The organism is Enterobacter sp. 04-C-12-SI-ECC (assembly GCF_047530715.1).
GTDB classification, from domain to species: Bacteria; Pseudomonadota; Gammaproteobacteria; order Enterobacterales; family Enterobacteriaceae; genus Enterobacter; species Enterobacter bugandensis.
Genome location: NZ_JBLKDI010000003.1, coordinates 433,521 through 451,033 on the forward strand (window position 1 = coordinate 433,521; position 17,513 = coordinate 451,033).

21 protein-coding genes are annotated in these 17,513 nt (G+C 56.3%); 12 read left to right on the forward strand and 9 right to left on the reverse strand.

The window, feature by feature from the left end; genetic code table 11:
* The first annotated feature begins 1 nt into the window (after position 1).
* The 6 genes from paaH to paaY all read left to right on the forward strand — a co-directional run bounded on the left by paaH (position 2) and on the right by paaY (position 6,013).
* Positions 2 to 1,426 (forward strand): 3-hydroxyacyl-CoA dehydrogenase PaaH, encoded by a 1,425-nt coding sequence (gene paaH / locus ACMWL8_RS08070; RefSeq protein WP_045261422.1) that lies wholly within the window; start codon positions 2 to 4, stop codon positions 1,424 to 1,426.
* Positions 1,416 to 1,838, forward strand: a complete 423-nt coding sequence (gene paaI, locus ACMWL8_RS08075) for a hydroxyphenylacetyl-CoA thioesterase PaaI (RefSeq protein ID WP_028013034.1) — start codon at positions 1,416 to 1,418, stop codon at positions 1,836 to 1,838. Before paaH ends, paaI begins: the two co-directional genes overlap by 11 nt.
* A complete protein-coding gene (gene pcaF, locus ACMWL8_RS08080) occupies positions 1,838 to 3,043 on the forward strand; it encodes a 3-oxoadipyl-CoA thiolase (RefSeq protein WP_045261421.1) in 1,206 nt (401 codons plus the stop codon). The genes paaI and pcaF overlap by 1 nt, the downstream gene beginning before the upstream one ends.
* 27 nt (positions 3,044 to 3,070) lie before the next feature.
* Positions 3,071 to 4,387 (forward strand): phenylacetate--CoA ligase PaaK, encoded by a 1,317-nt coding sequence (gene paaK / locus ACMWL8_RS08085; RefSeq protein ID WP_045261420.1) that lies wholly within the window; start codon positions 3,071 to 3,073, stop codon positions 4,385 to 4,387.
* An 84-nt stretch (positions 4,388 to 4,471) separates the two neighbouring features.
* Entirely contained in the window at positions 4,472 to 5,407 is a 936-nt protein-coding gene (paaX, locus tag ACMWL8_RS08090; protein WP_021241337.1) for a phenylacetic acid degradation operon negative regulatory protein PaaX, read from the forward strand.
* A 9-nt stretch (positions 5,408 to 5,416) separates the two neighbouring features.
* Positions 5,417 to 6,013: a phenylacetic acid degradation protein PaaY gene (gene paaY, locus ACMWL8_RS08095; protein ID WP_028013037.1), complete on the forward strand. Its 597-nt coding sequence runs from the start codon at positions 5,417 to 5,419 to the stop codon at positions 6,011 to 6,013.
* On the opposite strand, the gene ACMWL8_RS08100 is transcribed toward paaY, so the two are convergent.
* Complete coding sequence (locus tag ACMWL8_RS08100) at positions 5,922 to 7,193, reverse strand: serine hydrolase domain-containing protein (RefSeq protein WP_414751576.1); 1,272 nt, start codon at positions 7,191 to 7,193, stop codon at positions 5,922 to 5,924. The genes paaY and ACMWL8_RS08100 overlap by 92 nt on opposite strands.
* A 136-nt stretch (positions 7,194 to 7,329) precedes the next feature.
* Between ACMWL8_RS08100 and ACMWL8_RS08105 the strand changes: the two genes are divergently transcribed.
* Positions 7,330 to 7,812, forward strand: coding sequence for a glutathione peroxidase (locus ACMWL8_RS08105; RefSeq protein ID WP_045261417.1), 483 nt, complete (start codon positions 7,330 to 7,332; stop codon positions 7,810 to 7,812).
* Positions 7,813 to 7,929: 117 nt separating this feature from the next.
* Here ACMWL8_RS08105 and ACMWL8_RS08110 read toward each other — a convergent pair whose 3' ends face one another.
* Complete coding sequence (locus tag ACMWL8_RS08110) at positions 7,930 to 8,721, reverse strand: sulfite exporter TauE/SafE family protein (protein WP_032674705.1); 792 nt, start codon at positions 8,719 to 8,721, stop codon at positions 7,930 to 7,932.
* Between the two features lie 109 nt (positions 8,722 to 8,830).
* Here ACMWL8_RS08110 and ACMWL8_RS08115 point away from each other — a divergent pair, with 109 nt between their 5' ends.
* Positions 8,831 to 9,625 (forward strand): AraC family transcriptional regulator, encoded by a 795-nt coding sequence (locus ACMWL8_RS08115; protein ID WP_032674706.1) that lies wholly within the window; start codon positions 8,831 to 8,833, stop codon positions 9,623 to 9,625.
* A 53-nt stretch (positions 9,626 to 9,678) separates the two neighbouring features.
* On the opposite strand, the gene ACMWL8_RS08120 is transcribed toward ACMWL8_RS08115, so the two are convergent.
* The gene (locus ACMWL8_RS08120) at positions 9,679 to 10,299 is read right to left on the reverse strand and encodes a LysE family translocator (protein ID WP_045261416.1); all 621 of its coding nucleotides are present in this window, start codon (positions 10,297 to 10,299) and stop codon (positions 9,679 to 9,681) included.
* A gap of 127 nt (positions 10,300 to 10,426) precedes the next feature.
* Positions 10,427 to 11,029, reverse strand: coding sequence for a helix-turn-helix domain-containing protein (locus tag ACMWL8_RS08125; RefSeq protein WP_045261415.1), 603 nt, complete (start codon positions 11,027 to 11,029; stop codon positions 10,427 to 10,429).
* Between the two features lie 43 nt (positions 11,030 to 11,072).
* Here ACMWL8_RS08125 and ACMWL8_RS08130 point away from each other — a divergent pair, with 43 nt between their 5' ends.
* Together ACMWL8_RS08130 and ACMWL8_RS08135 are read left to right on the forward strand one after the other, a co-directional pair.
* Positions 11,073 to 11,768 (forward strand): B3/4 domain-containing protein, encoded by a 696-nt coding sequence (locus ACMWL8_RS08130; protein WP_045261414.1) that lies wholly within the window; start codon positions 11,073 to 11,075, stop codon positions 11,766 to 11,768.
* Between the two features lie 21 nt (positions 11,769 to 11,789).
* Positions 11,790 to 12,683, forward strand: coding sequence for a dihydrodipicolinate synthase family protein (locus tag ACMWL8_RS08135; RefSeq protein ID WP_045261413.1), 894 nt, complete (start codon positions 11,790 to 11,792; stop codon positions 12,681 to 12,683).
* A gap of 45 nt (positions 12,684 to 12,728) precedes the next feature.
* Here ACMWL8_RS08135 and ACMWL8_RS08140 read toward each other — a convergent pair whose 3' ends face one another.
* Entirely contained in the window at positions 12,729 to 13,166 is a 438-nt protein-coding gene (locus ACMWL8_RS08140) for a VOC family protein (RefSeq protein ID WP_052683055.1), read from the reverse strand.
* A gap of 186 nt (positions 13,167 to 13,352) precedes the next feature.
* Here ACMWL8_RS08140 and ACMWL8_RS08145 point away from each other — a divergent pair, with 186 nt between their 5' ends.
* On the forward strand, positions 13,353 to 14,279 hold the full coding sequence (locus tag ACMWL8_RS08145; protein WP_045261411.1) for a LysR substrate-binding domain-containing protein: 927 nt from the start codon (positions 13,353 to 13,355) through the stop codon (positions 14,277 to 14,279).
* A gap of 42 nt (positions 14,280 to 14,321) precedes the next feature.
* Here ACMWL8_RS08145 and ACMWL8_RS08150 read toward each other — a convergent pair whose 3' ends face one another.
* Positions 14,322 to 14,792 carry a hypothetical protein gene (locus tag ACMWL8_RS08150; protein WP_045261410.1) on the reverse strand — a complete coding sequence of 157 codons (471 nt, stop codon included), beginning with the start codon at positions 14,790 to 14,792 and terminating at the stop codon, positions 14,322 to 14,324.
* 293 nt (positions 14,793 to 15,085) lie between these two features.
* Here ACMWL8_RS08150 and ACMWL8_RS08155 point away from each other — a divergent pair, with 293 nt between their 5' ends.
* Positions 15,086 to 15,562 (forward strand): WbuC family cupin fold metalloprotein, encoded by a 477-nt coding sequence (locus ACMWL8_RS08155; RefSeq protein ID WP_028013049.1) that lies wholly within the window; start codon positions 15,086 to 15,088, stop codon positions 15,560 to 15,562.
* Between the two features lie 51 nt (positions 15,563 to 15,613).
* On the opposite strand, the gene ACMWL8_RS08160 is transcribed toward ACMWL8_RS08155, so the two are convergent.
* From ACMWL8_RS08160 to ACMWL8_RS08170, 3 genes are all read right to left on the reverse strand, one after another.
* Positions 15,614 to 16,213, reverse strand: a complete 600-nt coding sequence (locus ACMWL8_RS08160) for an NAD(P)H-dependent oxidoreductase (protein ID WP_045261409.1) — start codon at positions 16,211 to 16,213, stop codon at positions 15,614 to 15,616.
* Between the two features lie 73 nt (positions 16,214 to 16,286).
* Positions 16,287 to 16,880 (reverse strand): TetR/AcrR family transcriptional regulator, encoded by a 594-nt coding sequence (locus tag ACMWL8_RS08165; protein WP_045261408.1) that lies wholly within the window; start codon positions 16,878 to 16,880, stop codon positions 16,287 to 16,289.
* Between the two features lie 90 nt (positions 16,881 to 16,970).
* On the reverse strand, positions 16,971 to 17,438 hold the full coding sequence (locus ACMWL8_RS08170) for a DUF1348 family protein (RefSeq protein ID WP_045261407.1): 468 nt from the start codon (positions 17,436 to 17,438) through the stop codon (positions 16,971 to 16,973).
* Positions 17,439 to 17,513: the final 75 nt, after the last annotated feature.

Sequence of the window (17,513 nt, forward strand, 5' to 3'; positions counted from 1 at the left end):
GATGCTCAACATACGGACTGTCGCCGTGATTGGCAGCGGCACGATGGGCGCGGGGATTGCAGAAGTGGCGGCCAGCCACGGGCATCAGGTGCTGCTCTACGACATCTCCAGCGATGAGATATCCCGCGCTATCGAGGGGATCCGCCAGCGTCTGGCCTCCCGGGTGACGCGCGGAAAACTTTCCGCCGATGCCGGGAGCCAGATCCTCGCCCGGCTGCTTCCCGTCACGGATATCGACGCGCTCTCCGCGGCCGAACTGGTGATTGAAGCGGCCTCGGAACGGCTGGAGGTTAAAAAGGCGCTGTTTTCGCAGCTGGCGGAAATCTGCCCGCCGCAGACGGTGCTGACAAGCAATACCTCTTCGATCTCCGTCACGGCGATTGCTGCGGATATCCACCATCCGGAGCGCGTCGCCGGGCTGCACTTCTTCAACCCGGCGCCGGTCATGAAGCTGGTGGAGGTGGTCAGCGGGCTGGCGACCTCCCCGGAAGTGGCCGACGCGCTGTGCGAACTGGCGCTGAACTGGGGCAAGCAGCCCGTGCGCTGCCAGTCAACGCCGGGGTTCATCGTCAACCGCGTCGCGCGTCCGTTCTATTCCGAGGCCTGGCGCGCGCTGGAAGAGCAGGTGGCCGCGCCGGAGGTGATTGACGCCGCCCTGCGCGAAGGCGGCGGCTTCCCGATGGGCCCGCTGGAGCTGACCGACATGATTGGTCAGGACGTGAACTTCGCGGTGACCTGCTCGGTATTTAACGCCTTCTGGCAGGAGCGTCGTTTTCTGCCCTCGCTGGTGCAGCAGGAGCTGGTGCTGGCAGGCAGGCTGGGCAAAAAAAGCGGGAAGGGCGTTTATGACTGGCAGGGCGACAGGCCCGGGGTGCGCTGGGCTGATACCGTGAACGACAGCTACAGCCCGATGCGCGTGGAAAAAAGACGTGACGGCATCACGGAAATTGATGATGTGTACCTGATTGAAACGCAGGGCGAAACCGCGCAGGCCCTGGCGCTGCGGCTTAACGGCCCGGTGGTGGTGGTGGACCGCATCGAGCGCGATGTCGCGGTCATCGCCGCAGCCGCCAGCAACCCGCATACGGCGACGCAAAAGGCCATCCGCTACCTGCAGCAGCAGGGGCTTCGGGTGGTACAGATTGCCGATTATCCCGGCCTGCTGGTCTGGCGCACGGTGGCGATGATTGCCAACGAAGCGCTGGATGCTCTGCAAAAAGGGGTCGCCAGCGAGAAGGACATCGATACCGCCATGCGCCTGGGCGTCAACTACCCGAGCGGGCCGATCGCCTGGGGCGAGCGTCTGGGCTGGCAGCGCCTGCTGACGCTGCTGGAGAACCTGCAGCGTCATTATGGCGAAGAACGCTATCGCCCCTGTTCCCTGCTGCGCCAGCGCGCGCTTCTGGAGAGTAGCTATGAGTCATAACGCCTGGCACAACGCCCGCGCCATGTATGAACGGGACGCCTGCGCGCAGGCGATGGGGATGGACATTGTCGATATGGACGACGGCTACGCGGTGGTGTCCATGACCATCACCCCGCAGATGCTCAACGGCCACCAAACCTGCCACGGCGGACAGCTGTTTTCGCTGGCAGACACCGCCTTTGCCTACGCCTGCAACAGTCAGGGGCTGGCGGCGGTGGCCTCCGGCTGTTCGATTGACTTTCTGCGTCCGGGCTTTGCCGGGGACACGCTTACCGCCACCGCGCGGGTGAAGCATCAGGGCAGGCTGACCGGCGTGTACGACATTGAAATTCAGAACCAGCAACAGAAAACCGTCGCCCTTTTTCGCGGAAAATCTCACCGCATCGGCGGCAATGTGACAGGAGAGGCCTGATGCGTGACGCATTTATTTGTGATGGCGTTCGAACCCCGGTGGGGCGCTACGGCGGGGCGCTTTCCGCCGTTCGGACTGACGATCTCGGCGCCGTGCCGCTGCGCGCGCTGCTGGCACGCTATCCGCAGCTCGATCTGGAGCGGATTGACGACGTGATCTTCGGCTGCGCGAACCAGGCGGGTGAAGATAACCGCAACGTGGCGCGTATGTCGTCGCTGCTGGCCGGGCTGCCGCAGATGGTGTCCGGAACCACCATTAACCGCCTGTGCGGATCGGGGCTGGACGCGATTGGTTTTGCCGCACGCGCCATTAAGGCGGGCGACGGCGACCTGCTGATTGCGGGCGGCGTGGAGTCCATGTCCCGCGCGCCGTTTGTGATGGGCAAAGCCACCGCCGCGTTCCAGCGACAGGCGGAGATCTTTGATACCACCATCGGCTGGCGATTTGTGAATCCGCTCATGCATCAGCAATTCGGAACTGACAGCATGCCGGAAACGGCAGAGAATGTAGCGGAATTGTTAAATATCAGCCGTGCCGATCAGGACGCGTTCGCGCTGCGCAGCCAGCAGCGTACCGCTCAGGCGCAGCAGAACGGCATTCTGGCGCAGGAGATTGTGTCGGTGCAGGTGCCGGGGAAAAAAGGGGCGGTCAACGAGTTCAGCGAGGATGAACATCCCCGCGCGGACACCACGCTTGAGCAGCTTGCCGGGCTAAAAACGCCGTTCCGCAGGAACGGGGTGGTCACGGCGGGAAATGCCTCCGGCGTCAACGACGGCGCAGCGGCGCTGATCGTCGCCAGCGAGCAGATGGCGCTGGCGCAGGGGCTGGTCCCGCGCACGCGGATCGTGGCGATGGCGACGGCAGGCGTGGAGCCACGTCTGATGGGACTCGGCCCGGTACCGGCCACGCGCAAGGTGCTGGAGCGCGCCGGACTCAGCATTAACGAGATGGATGTGATCGAGCTTAACGAAGCTTTCGCCGCGCAGGCGCTGGGCGTGCTGCGTCAGCTGGGATTGCCGGATGATGCCGCGCACGTCAACCCGAACGGTGGCGCGATAGCGATTGGTCACCCGCTGGGGATGAGCGGCGCCAGACTGGCGCTGGCCGCGAGTAACGAACTGCACCGACGCGGCGGGCGCTACGCGCTGTGTACGATGTGCATCGGTGTGGGTCAGGGCATTGCCATGATCCTTGAGCGTGTTTGAGCATAAAAACAATGTGAGTACCCTACAATGACAAATACAACAAAGCTTGATCCGATTGAAACGGCCTCCCTTGACGAACTGCAGGCGCTGCAGACCGCGCGTCTGAAATGGACGCTGCACCACGCCTATAACAACGTGCCGATGTACAAACGCAAGTTTGACGCTGCGGGCGTTCACCCTGACGATTTCAACGAGCTGGCGGATATTCGCAAATTCCCGTGCACCACCAAGCAGGACCTGCGGGATAACTACCCGTTTGATACCTTTGCCGTGCCGATGGAGCAGGTGGTGCGCATTCACGCATCATCCGGCACCACCGGCAAACCGACCGTTGTCGGCTACACGCAGGGTGACATCGACAACTGGGCCAACCTGGTGGCCCGCTCCCTGCGCGCGGCGGGCGGCAGCGCGAAGGACAAAATTCACGTGGCCTATGGCTATGGCCTGTTTACCGGCGGCCTGGGCGCGCACTACGGCGCCGAGCGTTTGGGGGCGACGGTGATCCCAATGTCCGGCGGCCAGACGGAGAAACAGGCGCAGCTGATCCGTGATTTCCAGCCGGACATGATTATGGTGACGCCGTCCTACTGCCTCAACCTGATCGAGGAGCTGGAGCGCCAGATGGGCGGCGACGCCAGCACCTGCTCACTGCGCGTGGGCGTTTTCGGCGCGGAGCCGTGGACGCAGGCCATGCGTCGCGAAATCGAAAAACGCTTAGGCATTACGGCGCTGGATATTTATGGCCTCTCCGAGGTGATGGGGCCGGGCGTGGCGATGGAGTGTATCGAAACCGCCGACGGCCCAACCATCTGGGAAGATCATTTCTACCCGGAGATCGTCAACCCGAACGACGGCACGCCGCTGGATGACGGTCAGCAGGGCGAACTGCTGTTCACCACGCTGACCAAAGAGGCGCTGCCGGTGATCCGCTACCGCACCCGCGACCTGACGCGTCTGCTGCCGGCAACCGCTCGCAGCATGCGCCGTATGGACCGGATCAGCGGCCGCAGCGACGATATGCTGATCATCCGCGGCGTCAACGTTTTCCCGTCGCAGCTGGAAGAGGAGATCGTGAAGTTCGAACACCTTTCTCCGCACTATCAGCTGGAGGTGAATCGTCGTGGGCATCTTGATTCACTTTCCGTGAAGGTGGAGCTGAAAGAGAGCAGCTTAACGCTGACGCACGAACAGCGTTGCCAGGTGTGCCACCAGCTGCGCCACCGCATAAAGTCGATGGTCGGGATTTCCACCGACGTGATGATTGTGAACTGCGGCAGCATCCCGCGCTCGGAGGGGAAAGCCTGCCGGGTGTTTGATCTGCGTAAAGCGGCGGCGAACGGTTAAAACACCTGGCCCTCTCCCCTTTAGGGAGAGGGCCAGGGTGAGGGGCTTATGCTATGATTCATCCAGGACAAAAATAACAAAAGAATGAATCACATGAATAAACTCGACGCCTTTATCCAGCACGCGGTCAGCTCGGTTCCCGTCAGCGGAACGTCGCTTATCTCCTCGTTATACGGTGACGCGCTTTCCCACCGCGGCGGCGAGATTTGGCTCGGCAGCCTGGCCGCTTTACTGGAAGGCATGGGATTTGGCGAGCGCTTCGTGCGCACCGCGCTGTTTCGCCTCAACAAAGAGGGCTGGCTGGACGTCTCCCGCATCGGGCGGCGCAGCTTTTACCGCCTGAGCGATAAGGGGCTGCGGCTGACGCGTCGCGCGGAGAATAAGATTTATCGCGCAGAGCTGCCCGCCTGGGACGGCAAATGGCTGCTTCTGCTCTCCGAAGGGCTGGATAAAACTACGCTCGCGGATGTGAAAAAACAGCTCATCTGGCAAGGATTTGGCACGCTGGCACCGAGCCTGATGGCCTCGCCGTCCCAGCATCTGGCGGACGTGCAGTCCCTGCTTCACGATGCCGGCGTGGCGGAAAACGTGATTTTCTTCGAAGCCCACTCGCCGCTGGCGCTCTCCCGCGCCGCGCTGCGTTCGCGGGTGGAAGAGTGCTGGCAGTTAACCGAGCAAAACGCGATGTACGAGTCGTTTATCAACTCGTTCCGCCCGCTACTGCCGCTGCTGAAGGAGGCCGCGCCGGAGGAGCTGACGCCGGAGCGCTGCTTCCAGATCCAGCTGCTGCTGATTCACTTTTATCGCCGCGTGGTGCTGAAAGATCCACTGTTGCCGGAGGAGCTACTGCCCGCGCACTGGGCGGGGCAAAGCGCCCGACAGCTCTGCATTAATATCTATCAGCGTGTCGCGCCGGGGGCGCTGGCGTTTGTCAGCGAGAAGGGCGAAACCTCCGTGGGCGAACTACCCGTGCCCGGCACGCTCTACTATCAACGCTTTGGTGGTCTTACAAGCGCATAAGGAGTGAAGATGCCAGTTTATCAAATTGACGGTCTGACGCCGGTGGTACCTGACGAGAGCTATGTTCACCCAACGGCGGTGCTGATTGGCGACGTAATTCTGGGTAAAGGCGTTTATGTTGGCCCTAATGCCAGCCTGCGCGGTGATTTTGGCCGTATCGTGGTGAAAGATGGCGCGAACATTCAGGATAATTGCGTGATGCACGGTTTCCCGGAGCAGGACACGGTGGTGGAGGAGGAGGGGCATATCGGCCACAGCGCCATCCTGCACGGCTGCATCATCCGCCGCAACGCGCTGGTGGGTATGAACGCGGTGGTGATGGACGGGGCAGTGATCGGTGAAAACAGCATCGTCGGCGCGGCGGCGTTCGTGAAGGCGAAAGCGGAGATGCCTGCCAACCACTTGATTATCGGCAGCCCGGCCAAAGCGATTCGCGAGCTGAGCGAGCAGGAGATGGCGTGGAAGCGGCAGGGCACGCGGGAGTATCAAGTGCTGGTGGAGCGCTGCAAGCTAACTATGCACCAGGTTGAGCCGCTGCGCGAGGCTGAGCCTGACCGGAAACGGCTGGCGTTTGACGAGAACTTAAGGCCGAAGTCGGCGATGTAGGGGTAAGGCCGTCTTTTTTCGCCATATCCATCAGTAGCGCGATGCCAATATAGTTGCTCCAGTTAAAGATATTTTGCAGCACCACCACCGCTTTGCCTTTCTCTTTGTCATAGCCGATGAAGCTGGAGTAGCCGCCGATATAGCCGACCTGATAGGTGATTTTTTCCAGACCGATAAAGTCGGTGGTCCAGGCAATGCCCTGCACCCCGTCGGGGCGTTGAATATCGGTATTTCTGACTTCGTCAAAGACGCTGTCCAGCAAGGGATTGTGGGTCGTAGAGACGTGATAGCGGGCATAGGCCGCCAGATCTTCGGCGTTACTGTACAGGCTTGCCGCCGCCACCATGTTGTTGGAAAAATGCCAGTCTGGCGTCAGCTGCCCGCGCGGGATGAATTTTGGCTGATCGCCCGCGTGGCCGAGCGCCCGCTGTGGGTATCCTTTGAGCTTCTTGGGCGTAAAGCTGCTGTTAACCATGTGCAGCGGACGGAAAATATAGCGCGAGGCTAAACTTTGTATATCTTCGCCGGTTTTGTGCTTCAGGATATAGCCAATCAGGGCGTAGCCGGTATTGGAGTATTGCGGCGTTTTATTTCTCGGCGCGCGCCAGTTCGCCAGATAACGCAGCACATTATCGCTGTCTAGTTCAGCGTAGAAATTATCACCCGTGCCTAAGTAGCGGATGAATTTTCCGAGCATCGGAACGTCCATATTCTGGCGCGGAAGGCCGGAGGTGTGGGTTACCAGCTCCAGCAGGGTGATTTTTTGTGCATCCTTACTTAGCGGCGTTCCCGGCGGTAGCAATGTCGCCAGGCTGTCGTTCCAGTTCAGTTGCCCCTCACTCACCAGACAGGCCACCACTTCCGCCGTGATCCCTTTGCTGAGCGAGCCGAGCGCAAACAGGGTATCGGGCCTGACCGGGTAGCGGTTGACCGCATCGGTAACGCCCCAGGTGTAAAACTGAGGCGAGCCGTGATTATGGATTACCGCGACCGTCATTCCTGGAACGGACTTTTGCGCCATGTAGTGACGCACCACGCTGTCAACGTCGCCATCCAGCGATTCATGGGTGAGGAGTTCCTGGGTACCTTCCGGGGAGGACATTTGCGAGAGCGTGCCACAACCGCTGAGGAATGGGATAGCAAGCAGAAGCCAGCGAATTTTTTTTGTGATGTTCTGCATACCTGATAGCGAGTGTGGTGGTCATTGGCGCGGCGGGAATGTATCACACTTAGCCTGTTTGAATGTAAACTTTCTGTACGGAGGCCGCCGCGTGGGTGGTCATAGCAGCTTTTCGGCCTGCTTTGAGGATTTCAGCATGACACGCTTCCATCAGCTTACCGCCACCCGCCTGGATGGCAGTCTTATCTCAATGGCCGACTATGCGGGGAAGGTGGTTTTGGTCGTCAATACCGCCAGCCAGTGCGGCTTTACGCCCCAGTATGCGGGTCTCGAAGCGCTATACAAGAAATACGCCGGACAAGGGTTAGTGGTGCTGGGCTTCCCCTGCAACCAGTTCGGTAAACAGGAACCCGGCGACGCCGATGAAATCTCAAAGACCTGTTACATTAACTACGGCGTCAGTTTTCCCATGTTCGGGAAAGTTGAGGTCAATGGCGCCGCAGCACATCCGATTTTTCGTTATCTGAAAAACGAATTGCCTGGCGTGCTGGGTGGGCGGATCAAGTGGAACTTTACTAAGTTTCTGATCGGACGCGACGGTAAGCCGCTCAAGCGTTTTGCACCGATGACGACGCCAGAGAAAATGGAGGGGGCAATTGTTGCGGCACTGGGAAGATGAGTGTTTTTGTCGCCAGAGCCATCCATTTGCCGGGTATAGCCGAAATTCATAATGTCCGCTCTGTGCCAGGAGCGGACGTTGGTACAGGTAGCCCAGTAGTCGCCGCGATGGATGGGTTTACTGGAGCAGCATCGCCAGTAGCACCAGGCACAGCAGTATTACATAGATTCGTGCGTGCCATATGTCAGGTAAAGCAGGTATAACCCGACGGCTAAAAACTATTCCAGCCCAGCCCGTCAGTACCAACAGGCCTAAAATTTTCAGGCTGATGAAACCGAGAAATCCGCTCACCGGAATATTTTGCCAACCAATGACTGCATACGTCACGGCACCACACAGCGCGACAGGCAGAGAAAGCGGGTTAGAAGCGCTAATACATTCACCCATCGCATAGCCGTGTCGCCGTAATAATGGCACTGTCATCACGCTGCCACCCACGCCCAGCAATGCGGCTATCATGCCGATGATCACTCCGCCGCCCGTTACCACAGAAAGTGACAAGCGACGCGGGGAACTGCAGCTAAAAAAACCTTTGCGCAACAAACAATCGCCAATGGTTACCAGCATATAAAGAATGAACAGTGCGCGAACAATATTCTCGCTGAAGACTCCCGCCAGACAGGAACCCACGACAGCCCCGATGGCGATAAACCATAATAATGGGAACAATGTCTGCGCTGAAAGTTTGCCGGCGCGCCAGTTTCGATAGCTGACCCAGCCCGCGTTAAATATCATCACCGCCGTTGAGGTAGCAACCGCGATATGCATGGCGTTTCCTGCCAGCTCAGACTGCCGCAGCATCAGTTGATAAACAAATGGCACCACGACAAAACCGCCCCCAAAACCAAAGAGCACCGTGGTGATACCGGTAGTAAAGCCTGCCAGTGCAATAATTGCGATATCGTTCAAGAGATTATCCCCGACCTGAAAATGAGCGAGCAGCTTATACCGGTAGCATCCTGCTTCCCATTTGCGCAGCGCTCAATTACCTTTGTAAATCGTTCAGACGGAGACCGGTGTGCGCAACGTAAAAATTGAAGATGTCGATAAGCTCGATCGTGAAGTGGTGGCGTTAGGCAATGACTATGCGCAGGGATTTATACTGCCACAACACCAACATCGCCGCGCGCAGCTGCTTTATGGCGCAACGGGTCTCATGTACGTCTCAACCTGTAACGGAGAGTGGGTTGTTCCCCCACAACATGCAGTATGGATCCCACCCGAAACCCCTCACGCTGTCCGGTTTGTAGGTGTGACCACGCGTAGCTTATATATTGAACCAACATGCGTGACGGGATCGATTAAGTATCGACACTGTAAGGTGATCAGCGTATCGCCATTGTTACGTCAGTTGTTGCTTGATGCCGTGGATTTGCCGCTGATGTATGACAGCGCACGCGATCGTGCGCTGGTAAATCTGCTGTTACTGGAACTGGCGGAAATGCCGGTTCGCGAATTCGATATTCCGCTGCCACAACATCCGGCTCTGCTGGCTCTTTGTCAGGCGTTTTTACTCAACCCCTCAATCCATGATCCTGCTGAGCGCTGGGCCAGTACGCTGTTTATGAGCGCCAGTACCTTTCGTCGACTTTTCTTACGGCAAACCGGCATGTCATTTTCTGCATGGCGACAGCGAGCCTGTGTCGTCAGTGCGCTGACGTTGCTGATAACAGGTAAACCGGTGAATGAAGTGGCACTCACTCTCGGATACGACAATGCATCATCTTTCGCCACGATGTTCCGCCGTGTCACGGGACAGCCGCCTTCGTATTATCGGTTTGATTTCAAAAGCTTCACAGGGCACCGTTCATAACGTCAGTTATGTGACCACAGCGGACGTTCTGAGCTGTGTTAGCGTTAATCAGATTATCTTGTGCTGAGTGCAAGTTTAGCCGCAAAGCACAAAAACAATCCTCCTGTTGCTCTGTCCATTCCCCTGACAACACTGCTTTTCTTCAGTATGGCTGATGCAAAGTGCGTGGATAAAATGAGCGTGACTGACCACATTGTCCCTATTGCGACATGAATGCTGACAAGTATAAAAGTCCATACAAAAGGGGAATGCCCGGCAGGTATGAATTGAGGTAAAAAAGAGACATAGAAAATACCCATTTTAGGATTGAGTACATTTCCCAGCATTCCTTTTATAAACCAGTTCCCCGCTGAAGGATTAACGCCATCGCCGTGATTGAAAGATGAACGTGGCCGCCTCAGCAGTTGTAAACCCAGCCAGCAAAGGTAAGTCGCACCACAAATTTTCAGCATGGTATAAGCGAGCTCTGACACCGCCAGCAGCGCTCCCAGTCCCAGCGCAACAAGTGCGCCCCAGATAAAACAGCCAGTATCAATTCCAAGAGCTGCCTGAAAAGCCTTCTTTCCACCTTCAGCACATGCCGTTCGTAGAATGAGTGCCGTATCCAGGCCCGGAGTGAGGGTGAGCAGTAGTGCAGCGAGAGAGAAGGCAAGGAGAGAATCAGTAACAGACATTTTCTTTATCCGAAAGAGTGGATGTTACCCCCTTACTTTGCGCCAATCAATTAGACAAAGGCAGTTATGTGAATAAATTGTAAATTGCTTTAATGAGACAAGCCCTGCTGGCATACCGGGCTACAACTCAGGACGCTTTCTCATGCACTGTCATGATGAATACCAATGGGTTCTTCTCCCGGTTTTCATAGAAATGAGGAACGTCCGTTCTGGCAGTTGCCGAACAACCAGTTTTTATCTGATACACGTGATCCTGTACGCCGAGTGTGAGCGTGCCCGACTGAACATAAAACAGTTCAAGCGTTCCTTCCGCGTGGCCGGGTGACGCAAACTTTTCCCCGGGCTGCATTTCCCACATCCAGAGCTCGGTCATATCAGGGCCACCCGAACCTGCGAGCAATCTTGCTCTCCCGCCTGTTTCACCTTGCCACAATTCTGGGATCTCATCTTCAGCAATGAGATGCACGGTCGGTTTGGCACTGACATCCACAAAATCAGCCACCGAAACCCCCATCGCGGCAGCCAGGCGACATAACAGGGCAATGCTGGGATTCGCCCGGCATCCCTCTATCTCAACCAACGCTCCCTTACTTACACCCGCCTGACGCGAGAGTTCATCAAGGGAGATTTTCTTTTGCTTACGATACAGTTTAATTCGCTGCGATACGGCTTCATTCACGGAGCTGGCGATCGAATTTGCATCGGTCATTAAATTGACTTTTTTGGTCATTGGTCATTATCATGGAATAAATTGGTCATTACAGGATTATCACGTGTTAACAGTATCTCCGTCAATTTCTCCTGAAATTTATCGTATTGCTCCCGGTTTTCGGGCGCTCAGTATCTGCGTAAAAGCTGCGCCAGTGCTTAATCCCGGCACTGGAGAAACGGCGCTGCGAGAAGCCTGTGAGGCGGTTCTGGCCGGTGAGCCTGCCTGGGCGGAATCTCATCTGGCGGCATGGGCCGACGTTTTTCAAAAATTTGGGGCTAAACCCAAACGCACCCCTTGCTCAGCGGATGCGTTACGCAAGCGCGTCTTACGTGACGGAACGATGCCAGCGCTCGATCCTGTCGTTGATCTTTATAATGCCGTCAGTCTCCGCTATGCCGTTCCGGTTGGTGGAGAGGATCTCTCTGCCTATCAGGGGGCGCCGCGTCTGACTGTGGCCAAAGGAACAGAGCCTTTTGATACGGTCAAAGAGGGAGAGAGCGCCGTTGAGTATCCTTCACAAGGGGAGGTTATCTGGTGTGATGATATCGGCGTGACCTGCCGTCGCTGGAACTGGCGACAGGGGATCAGAACCCGCTTAGGCGTGGAAGCGCAGCAAATGTGGTTCATTCTGGAGAGTCTCCCGCAGATGCCGCTGGAGACGCTTCACGAAGCCGGAAAAATGCTGACCGACGGCCTGGAAAAAATGATGCCCGGCCTGTGGTTTGACGTTGCTCTCATCGAAGAACAACAGCAGTAATATCCTTCAGGAGAAACATGTATGTTTACCGGCTTGTCGGCATTTCCATTAACCCCAGTCACCGTCAGTGGCGTAGATGAAAAGGGTTTCAGCCATATCCTTTCCCGTCTTACAGACGCTCGGGTTGATTCTATGGGCATCCTGGGGTCAACCGGAAGCTACACCTATCTGACCCGGGAGCAGCGCAAGCGCGTAGCAACGCTGGCCAAACAGCATGCAGGGAACATCCCCGTGATGGTGTGTGTGGGAGCGGTCAGTACCGATGCCATTCTGCATCTGGCAGATGATGCACAGGCCGCTGGTGCGAATGCGCTGTTACTCCCGGCGGTCAGCTACCAGCCACTCCGTGACGAAGAAGTCTTTTCACTCTTTGAGACCGTTACCCGGCACGTGTCTGTACCGGTGTGTATCTATGATAATCCGGGCACGACGCATTTTACCTTTACGGATGAACTCCACGGTCGTCTCTCATCACTTGAGGGTGTTCGCTCGGTCAAGATCCCTGGCGTCCCGAATAGCCCCGCTGCAGCAACTGAGCGGGTGAAGGCGTTACGTCAACATCTGCATCCTGGCGTAACAATCGGTATCAGTGGCGACGCTTATGCGGGACTGGGATTAAACGCCGGTTGTGAAGTGTGGTATTCCGTGTGTGGCGGTCTGTTCCCTGAGATGGCGAAACAAATCACTGAAGCCGCGGCGGCAAACGATCGTCAACGCGTTACAGCCCTGACAACCCGCTTTGAGCCATTGTGGTCGCTGTTCCGTAAACATGGCGGAAGTATTCGCGTTATTGCCGCTGCGGCTGGCGTGCTTGGTCTTACCGACATGGATTGCCTGCCTCGACCTCTGCAACCATTGTCAGCTGGCGACATCGCGGATATTTCCCATGTAATAAGCACGCTGGAGCTGAAGTGATCTCCGCAGGACTGGGTGTCTACCGGTCCTTACAGCAAAATTTTATTATTGAAGTGACTCTTCTTCGCCTGATAGCTTATCTGCATCAGGAGAATAATGCTGGCAAACGCACGCCAGTTTATGCCCGTCAGGATCGCGCAGATAGGCAACATAAAAGTCGGGGCCGTAGGCGGTTCGTGTACCGGGCACGCCTTCATTTTTCCCACCCGCACGGAGGCCCGCTGCATGGAAGCGTCTGACAATGTCCGCGTTATCTGCTCTGAAAGCGAACATTGTCCCATTTCCCGCCGTCGCGGGTTGCTGGTCAAAAGGAGGACAAATGCAGAAGCTAAATTCGTCATCCAGATGATTTTCGTTTCCCCACATTGCCCAGCTATCAGTCCAGGCGGGCAGACGTGTATAGCCCAGCACGTTAAAAATAGCGTCATAAAAGTTCACGGCGCGCTGAAAGTCATTTGTCCCAATCGTGATATAAGCCAGCACTTTAAACATCCTCTTTTCCGTCAGTCTGAACAGAGATTATCGCAAAGTAGCTATCTTCATCACCACCCAGGCCAGGATCATCGGCATACCTCAGCTGGAAGCCCCGGTGATAAAAAATGTTGGCTGACGTCATCGTGTGCCGATAATACAAAAACTGTATGATTACACCTTCCAAAAAGGGAATGTATGTCTTTACCGCCACTGTATGCGCTGCGCGCGTTCGAAGTTGCCGCACGGCTGAACTCGTTCAGCAAAGCGGCTGAAGTCTTGAATATCACGCCGGGGGCGGTCAGCAGGCATGTCCGCACGCTTGAGATGTGGTTCGACTGCGAGCTGTTTAAACGGCAGGGACCGAGAGTGGAGGTCAGCGACGCCGGGCGTATTCTGGCCGGGCAGCTTAGCGAAAGTTTCTCGAATATTGAGTGGGCCTGTCGCGCATTCAAAAGTGAAAACCATCTTCTGCGCCTCAAAGCCCCCAGCACCCTGACGATGCGATGGCTTCTCAATGTGCTTAAATCCTTTCGGGAGAATCATGCGAAGCCGAAAATCGAAATCGCCAGCGTCTGGATGGACTTCGACACGGTTGACTTCAGCCGCGAGCCCTACGATTGTGCGATCCTCCTCGGTAACGGCTATTTCGGCGAATCAACGGAGAGCAGGCTGCTGTTCAGCGAATGGCTTATTCCGGTTTGTACGCCGTCTTTGCTGGAGCCTGCCCGGCATCAGCTTCCTGAGTGCGATCTTATTCATCCGTCACCGGACCGACGGGACTGGAAGCGCTGGCTGAAAAGGACGGGCTTATTTCCCGGCCTCGACATGAGCGGCGGGATCGTGTTCGACACCCTGGAGCAGGGAAGCCTTGCGGCCATGCACGGACACGGCGTGGCGATGGCCGATCTCCGGCTCACGCTCGACGCGCTGAAAAGCGGCCTGCTCGCGCTGCCCTTCAGGGAGGCGATAGCAACAGGGGACGGTTACTATCTTGTCTGGCCGAAAAATTCGCTCAGAGGACAGAGTATTGAACGGTTGCTGGCCTGGCTTAACCTTAATTCGCCGGTCGTTCCTTCGCTGGATATCGTCTGTCTTGAGTATAATGAAAAGCGGCTGTCTTAAATTAAACAGGATATTCCTTACGGACTATCCTGTTTAATAAGTTTACGCGTAGGGTATATTCGCCATCTTTTTATATCTTTCCGGCAGTGCGCTATTCAGGTTAAGTAATTTATCCAGAATATAAAGCGCTGGCGTCCCCTTTGCGCGCTCTTCGTCGATCAGCGAAGAACGTAGCACATTGGCAGCCGAGGTCATTCTACGAAAATACTCTTCTGATTCCGGCGTCTGTACTTCACCGGACTCGGCGTAACGCACCCGTGGCCAGTCCGCGAAGTCAGGCTGGGGGAAGAGTCCGACGTCTTTTGTAATATGTGCTGAGAGTAGCTCCTCGGCATTGCCAGGAGCGTTCTGGGCAAATGAGAGCAGGTGCAGTCGATGTATAAATGGCGAAAGCGCTTCTGAACGATGACTTTCTGAGGAAAGTAAGGTGATTAGCGCAGGTATTTTTTCATCAGCGGTACTTTTTTCTGGTGAGAGGGTTTTCAATAAATGGAATAAAACATCGAGTGTCATAGGTGCTCCATATCCGCACATTATTATTTATTGTTTTTACGTCGCTATCTGTTTTTGACAGCGGTATACCAGGGGTAAATGGATGGTATTTCAGTGCGGTTATGTTTGAAAAACGATAAATAGTTGGCATTAATGTGAGTTTTACTCAATGTGGCGCTCTGGGCTCCAACATTGCAGATCCTCTCACGGCAGCGTTTTGTTTCACAAATGCCTTAGCTTATCGGCTTTTCAGGATGGTATAACGTCGTGCAGCAATCGGCTTGCCGTTAATCGCCACATTCTCAAAGGCTTATATGAAACAAATTACTTTTAGTGACCTGCAGCAGCAAAGCGAGCAGGCCGCACATTCTCCTCGCTTACGCGCACACCGTAATTTACACCCTGACCTGAGCGACCCGGTGCAGCGCCTGGCCATTGCAATGGAACCCGGTACCTATGTCCGCCCCCATCGCCATCCGCACACGTTTGAACTGCTGACGGCGCTGAGCGGCCGCTTTCTGGTGCTGAATTTTGACGACAGCGGAAACGTGACCCGGCGCGTGGTGTTAGGCGAAGAGTGTAAAGTCCTGGAGATGGATGCCGGAACCTGGCATGCCGTGCTGTCGCTGGATAAAGGCGGCGTCATTTTTGAGGTAAAACACGGGGCGTATCAGCCCGTGCCTGAGCACGATACCGCCCCGTGGTCGCCTGCTGAGAACGCGCCAGGTACTGTAGAGTTGATGAAATGGTACGCCCAGGCGCAGGTGGGTGATAGGCGTTTTACCCTGTAATTTTCCTGTAGTGTTCCCGGCGCGCAGAAAAGCGCGCCAGCACCGTATGGTTTACTGGATGCCGCCGAGTCTTTGCAGGAATTCCTCAACCTGCTCAGGCGTAGCCGTGTCTGCCTGGTAAAGGATTTCGAGCTTAACGTTCTTCAACCCGCAGAAGCCAAATACCCCTTCGATTATCTGCGTCTGAATCGCCGTCGAATAGCCGTGTTTGTCGAACCCGGTAAGATCGCTACCGCCGGTGGCAATCAGGCGGACGGGAACATCACGTAAGTTGCCCACAATCCGGCCGTCGTCGGCCACCTTATACGCCCAGTTCAGGGTTAACACGCGATCGAACCAGCCTTTCAACAGCGCGGGAACCGACCACCAGTACACCGGGAAGACGAATACCAGCATATCCGCGCGCTCGACGCGCTTTTGCTCGCGCAGAATATCGTCGGTGAGGGCGCTCGGATCGCCGTGATACAAATCGAGATCGGCGCGGGTCATCGCCGGATTAAACCCTTCAGAATGCAGATCGGCGATCTCAACCTGCGTACCTTCCTCGCGTAATTTCCCGGCAATACGAGCTGCCAGCGTATGGGATAACGAATTGTCGATCGGGTGTGCCGTCACGATCAGCGCGTTTTTAATGGCATGGGTTGCAGACATAGCGACCTCCAGATGGGGAGAAGTGATGCCTATATTACTATTGGTAACTTAGGTGTCAATCCGCCCCCGGCAATCATTTTGTGCTATTCGCGTAGGTCTCCAGCACCCCGGTCATGACGCCGCAGAGCATATCTTCTGCCACATTCCGGGCGAGCACGCCGTTGCCCGCCGAGGTGCTGAGCGCCTCCGCTGCGCCAATGATGGCCGTCAGTACCGCTTCTCCCTGAACACCTTTTAAGACGATAAAAGGAGAAAGCGCGGTGCGCAGGCAGTCGGCGCATTCGGCCACGCATGCTTCCCGAAACGTCTGCAGCGCGCGAGAACCGGACAGCGCCGCGGCGATTGGCCCGGTTTCAGGTCCGGCGGCAATGGCACAGTCGATATAGGCCGCGCTGAAAAAGCGGATCGTCTTCTCCAGCGTTTTGCTGTCTACCGCCAGCGTCTCGCGGAATTTCGCCAGCTGCCGATCGCTATAGTCCTGATACAGTGCCATCAGCAGCCCCTCACGATCGCCAAAGTGGTCGTAGGGGATAGGCTTGGTCACGTTGGCCCGTTCTGCCAGATAGCCAAGGGTCAACGCCTCCGTGCCTTGCTGACGCACGATCCCTCGCGCAACCTCCAGCAGCTGCACGCGGCGTTCCTCTTTTCTTAAGCGCTTAACAACCATGCTTTCCTCGGTTTTGTTATCTACTCATGGTAGTTTACACGTTTTCGGCAGGCTGCTGCACCCGTTGTTCCACAGAGCGGAGCCGACACTTTATAGCCCCAGATCGCTCAGAGAAGGGTAATCGTCCGGGCGTCTGCCCAGCGGCCAGTGGAACAGGCGTTCAGATTCTTTTATCGGCATGTCGTTTACGCAGGCAAAACGACGCTTCATCAGTCCGTCCGCTTCGAATTCCCAGTTTTCATTGCCGTACGAGCGGAACCAGTTGCCGGAATCATCATGCCATTCATAGGCATAGCGCACCGCGATCCGGTTGTCCGTAAATGCCCAGAGCTCTTTAATCAGGCGGTAATCCAGCTCTTTTTTCCATTTTCGCGCCAGAAACGCCTGGGCTTCCTCGCGGTTGGTGGCGAACTCAGCGCGGTTGCGCCACTGGGTGTCCAGCGTGTAGGCCAGCGCGACTTTTGCCGGGTCGCGGCTGTTCCAGCCGTCTTCGGCCAGTCTGACTTTTTCGATCGCGCTTTCGCGAGTGAAGGGCGGTAATGGAGGACGAGTGTTCATAGCGATAACCTCTGTGTGATGATGTAGACAGGTCTGTCTACTTGCGCTAATCTATGCCTGAAAAATAACGCTGTC

Excerpts from the sequence above, each read along its gene's own strand:
- paaH (WP_045261422.1), top strand. The coding sequence starts at position 2 with ATGCTCAACATACGGACTGTCGCCGTGATTGGCAGCGGCACGATGGGC.
- paaI (WP_028013034.1), top strand. The coding sequence starts at position 1,416 with ATGAGTCATAACGCCTGGCACAACGCCCGCGCCATGTATGAACGGGAC.
- pcaF (WP_045261421.1), top strand. The coding sequence starts at position 1,838 with ATGCGTGACGCATTTATTTGTGATGGCGTTCGAACCCCGGTGGGGCGC.
- paaK (WP_045261420.1), top strand. The coding sequence starts at position 3,071 with ATGACAAATACAACAAAGCTTGATCCGATTGAAACGGCCTCCCTTGAC.
- paaX (WP_021241337.1), top strand. The coding sequence starts at position 4,472 with ATGAATCACATGAATAAACTCGACGCCTTTATCCAGCACGCGGTCAGC.
- paaY (WP_028013037.1), top strand. The coding sequence starts at position 5,417 with ATGCCAGTTTATCAAATTGACGGTCTGACGCCGGTGGTACCTGACGAG.
- ACMWL8_RS08100 (WP_414751576.1), bottom strand. The coding sequence starts at position 7,193 with ATGCAGAACATCACAAAAAAAATTCGCTGGCTTCTGCTTGCTATCCCA.
- ACMWL8_RS08105 (WP_045261417.1), top strand. The coding sequence starts at position 7,330 with ATGACACGCTTCCATCAGCTTACCGCCACCCGCCTGGATGGCAGTCTT.
- ACMWL8_RS08120 (WP_045261416.1), bottom strand. The coding sequence starts at position 10,299 with ATGTCTGTTACTGATTCTCTCCTTGCCTTCTCTCTCGCTGCACTACTG.
- ACMWL8_RS08125 (WP_045261415.1), bottom strand. The coding sequence starts at position 11,029 with ATGACCAAAAAAGTCAATTTAATGACCGATGCAAATTCGATCGCCAGC.
- ACMWL8_RS08135 (WP_045261413.1), top strand. The coding sequence starts at position 11,790 with ATGTTTACCGGCTTGTCGGCATTTCCATTAACCCCAGTCACCGTCAGT.
- ACMWL8_RS08145 (WP_045261411.1), top strand. The coding sequence starts at position 13,353 with ATGTCTTTACCGCCACTGTATGCGCTGCGCGCGTTCGAAGTTGCCGCA.
- ACMWL8_RS08150 (WP_045261410.1), bottom strand. The coding sequence starts at position 14,792 with ATGACACTCGATGTTTTATTCCATTTATTGAAAACCCTCTCACCAGAA.
- ACMWL8_RS08155 (WP_028013049.1), top strand. The coding sequence starts at position 15,086 with ATGAAACAAATTACTTTTAGTGACCTGCAGCAGCAAAGCGAGCAGGCC.
- ACMWL8_RS08160 (WP_045261409.1), bottom strand. The coding sequence starts at position 16,213 with ATGTCTGCAACCCATGCCATTAAAAACGCGCTGATCGTGACGGCACAC.
- ACMWL8_RS08165 (WP_045261408.1), bottom strand. The coding sequence starts at position 16,880 with ATGGTTGTTAAGCGCTTAAGAAAAGAGGAACGCCGCGTGCAGCTGCTG.
- ACMWL8_RS08170 (WP_045261407.1), bottom strand. The coding sequence starts at position 17,438 with ATGAACACTCGTCCTCCATTACCGCCCTTCACTCGCGAAAGCGCGATC.